General features: G+C 61.1%; 3 protein-coding genes. All 3 read right to left on the reverse strand.

Annotation, left to right across the window (positions count from 1 at the left end; all coding sequences use genetic code 11):
- The coding region (locus Q0176_RS06835; RefSeq protein WP_299300601.1) for a hypothetical protein at positions 1-1752 on the reverse strand (1752 nt) is incomplete at its 3' end.
- Positions 1753-1827: 75 nt separating this feature from the next.
- Positions 1828-2571 (reverse strand): CRISPR-associated endoribonuclease Cas6, encoded by a 744-nt coding sequence (cas6, locus tag Q0176_RS06840; RefSeq protein WP_299300604.1) that lies wholly within the window; start codon positions 2569-2571, stop codon positions 1828-1830.
- Between the two features lie 5 nt (positions 2572-2576).
- Positions 2577-3362 carry a fumarylacetoacetate hydrolase family protein gene (locus Q0176_RS06845; RefSeq protein WP_299300606.1) on the reverse strand — a complete coding sequence of 262 codons (786 nt, stop codon included), beginning with the start codon at positions 3360-3362 and terminating at the stop codon, positions 2577-2579.
- Between the last annotated feature and the right edge of the window lie 122 nt (positions 3363-3484).

A 3484-nucleotide genomic window follows, 5' to 3' on the forward strand; every position in this document is an offset into this window, starting at 1 on the left:
CATGCAATAGGCCCTGAACTCCTCGAAGGGGACGTCGTCCTCAGCCAGAACTCCCGCCGTGATCTCCCTGTTGACGACGATTCCGTAGCGGAACTGCAGGCGATTCAGCTGCTCCAGGAAATCCGTCGCCATGCGGGTCTTGCGCAGGGCAAACAGATCTCCCTTGACGGCCTTCATGCTTTCAAGGCCCTCCCCCTCTTTCACCAGAGCCTCCTTCGCGGCCAGGACAATCTGCGCCCCCAACTTCGTCGCAAGGGCAATTTGCCCCTTTGTCATGCCTTTAGCCATGCCTCTTTTCTCTCCTTCCTCCGAATCCCGACAATGCGCCACCAGCTCGTAAGCCATCACGAAGAACAGGATACGGCCAAAGCTCGGATAATCGACCGCCAGAGATTTTTTGAACACGAAACTCTCCACACGGCACACGATGGACTTCTTCTCGAACACGCACCGCAGCAAGCCGTTGCGATCCATTCCATTCAGAGGATCGTAAGGTTTTTGCGGATTGGGGAGCTCCAAGTCCCAAAAGAGGAGCTCGAAAAAACGCCCGAGATCCTGGGCCATCTCCTCTGGGGCCTCGGTGCGGATATATTTTTTGATAAAGCCAATCAGCCGGAACAGGTAGGCCGTATCGGTATAGGTGACGACCTCTTTGGTGATGAACGTACTCCCCTTGGAGTCCAGAGCCGCAAGGACGACGTTCAGCGCGGCAGTACGCCTGAGGGACTCCTCATCGATCTCATCCTCATCCAGGTCCTCCAAGGAGCGCGCCTCGTTCCGGCGCTTCTGCTGGTTCTTCAAGACCAGCTCATAGGCCGCCAGATAGAAGCCCCACAGAACCTCGTAGGATAATCGGGCTTTCTGCAAAATACGGCTCTTTTCTCCGAAGTTGTGGGAATAAATCTTGTCGTCTTCCAATAGAAGTCGCAGTGGGGAGGGAATACCAAACGTCAGGTGAGCATCCTTCAATGCCCTCAGGTCTCCGGAGTTCAGCTGCATGATGTAGGTCAGGGAATCCGCAACCTTATAATACGACGCATGAACGGCAAACTTGCCCAATAACTGGCATTCCCAGCAGATGAGATCGGGCGATCCCAGGTCGGAATTGAAGGAGAAGGTCGCACTCTGGCTCGAAAAGAGGGGAAAAGAGGTCTGAGAGACCCTGTCGCAGACGGAGGTCTGCCCGCAGACGGAACACACGGTCCCTCCCCCTCTCCTGCCCCTGGGGAAAACATCCAGTTGGGGATGGCAGACGGGCTGCACGTAACAGAGCTTTTTCTTGGTCCCCCATAGAGACTTTTTTCGTTCCTTCAGGAAGGCCGCCACCTCCTCCTGGAGCGACGCGGACAAATCCTCGAGCGCATCCGCTTTCCCCCTCCAGCTTGTGGCGCTTACCGACAGGGCGGGAATGGGAGTCGGCATCCGTTTTGGCAAACAATTCAACTCTTTCTTCTCTTGGTCGTAGCAAACAAGTTCCGGATTCTCCCTTTGCTTTTTCGTCGATCGGTTCCACCAGTTGGAGGCCAGTTCCTCGTAACAGGCCTCCAGGAACGGCGTCATCCGGTCATCCGGCGCCTCGATTGATAAGCCGTCGATTTCCACCGAAACCTTCACGTCCGGCCAACGCGAACGCTCGGAAAGCCCCGGCTCCGTCTCCCGCAATAGTTCTTCAGCGATGAAATACAGCCCCATCAGGCCGGAATCGAACCACCAGTGTCCTCGCGCCTTGAACGCATATTGTATGATCCTCACCTCCACAGCGACATAAACAAGGATCCTCATTAATTTTAGCAGCACGAACTGGCCCAAATTATCTCCCCTGTCCCCTCATTCCCGCGTCACGCACCCCCATCCCCCGCTGTTCTTCGCGCCCAGTCCGCAGTCCAGCGCAACCTGCAGAAGCTCCTGAGGCCCCTCCAGGCGGAAGCGGCCCGACCAGCCCTTGACGGGAAAGGAGGACTCGGGGCTGAAGATCGCCACCCGCTCCAGCACGCGTCCCACGGGGGAGATGCGGACCGTCCCCTCCGGAACGGCCCGATCGGGGAAGAGCGCGCGGAACTTGCGCACCAGGTTGTTGTGCGCCGACACGGCAAAATCCCTCTGGTACGGGCTGAAGTAAACCGTATAGGGCTTGCCGTTCCGCTCCGCCTGCCCGTAACAGGTGATGGGCGACAGGGTGCGCACGGTCAGGGCCTCCCCATCCGCCCGCTGCTGCTCCGCCTCGATACGTTCGCAGCGGACGACGTTGTTGCCCAGCCGCAGATCCCCGGCGTTCAGCGCACCGCCGGCGATGCCGTCCATGGTGTCGGTCACGGGCGTGGAGACCACCAAGCGAACCGGAAGCGGAAACAGGATGGCGTTCTCCTCGAAGGTGGGGCGCTCCGCGGCGATGGGCCAGCTCATCGCGAAGAGCTTCATCCTCCGCCCATCGACGCAATATCCCTCGTCGTGCAGGAACGCCGCCCGCTCCGGGGGCAGCACCGCATAGAGCATGGACTGAAACAGGTGCAGGTTGGAGCGGGGAACCCGTATCCGGCCCCCATCCCCCGTAAGCCACAGCATGATGTGCATGCTCCCTAGTCCTCGGACCCGACGAAGCGGTTTCTCAGCACGCCGATGCCCTCGATCTCCACCTCCACGCTGTCCCCGTCATGCACAGGGGCAACGCCGCTGGGCGTCCCCGTGGCGATGACGTCCCCCGCTCGCAGCGTGGCGAAACGGCTGATGTGCGCGATGATCCGGGGGACCCCGAAGATCATCTCCCCGAGGCGGGCCTCCTGGACCACACGGCCGTTCAGGCGGGTGCGGAGCACGGCCTCCGCAGGCATCTCCCGCCGCAGCAGAAGGCAGGGCCCCAGCGGGGCGAACCCGTCGAACCCCTTGCCGCGCGTCCATTGCCCATCCGCGCTCTGGAGCTCCCGCGCCGTGACGTCGTTGAAGCAGGCGTACCCCCCCACGACGTCCAGGGCGTCCGCCTCGGGAACATTCCTGCAGTCGCGCCCGATCACGACGGCCAGCTCGCCCTCGTAGTCGACGCGCCCCGCCCAGGCGGGGAAGCGCACCGGCGCCTCATGCTCCGAGAGCGCGGTCAGGGCCTTCAGAAAGATACAGGGCTCCGGCGGCGGCACGCTCTCCATCTCCCTCGCGTGATCGCGGTAATTTACGCCCACGCACCAGAGCGCCCGCGGCTCGCAGGGGGGCAGGCAGCGCAACCCCTCCAGGCTTTCCATCCGCCCCGTCGGCGCCCCGCGATCGTCCAGAAGCTCCACAAGCGCATCCCCCGCCATGCGCCCCACCGCCGCCCGTCCATCCCGCTCGAATCGAACGATGCGGTCCCCGCAGTTCCATTTTCCCTCCGTCATCTCATTGCGCCTCCTTCAGGATCGTCCTTCTGACCAACTTGCCCCATACTAACAAAAAGAGGGGACTCGGAAAAGTGGAAAAGCGCACCGGAAGGCCGTCAGGGTAAAAATCCATTTTTGAT

Source organism: uncultured Fretibacterium sp., from assembly GCF_938040765.1.
Classification (GTDB): Bacteria; Synergistota; Synergistia; order Synergistales; family Aminobacteriaceae; genus CAJPSE01.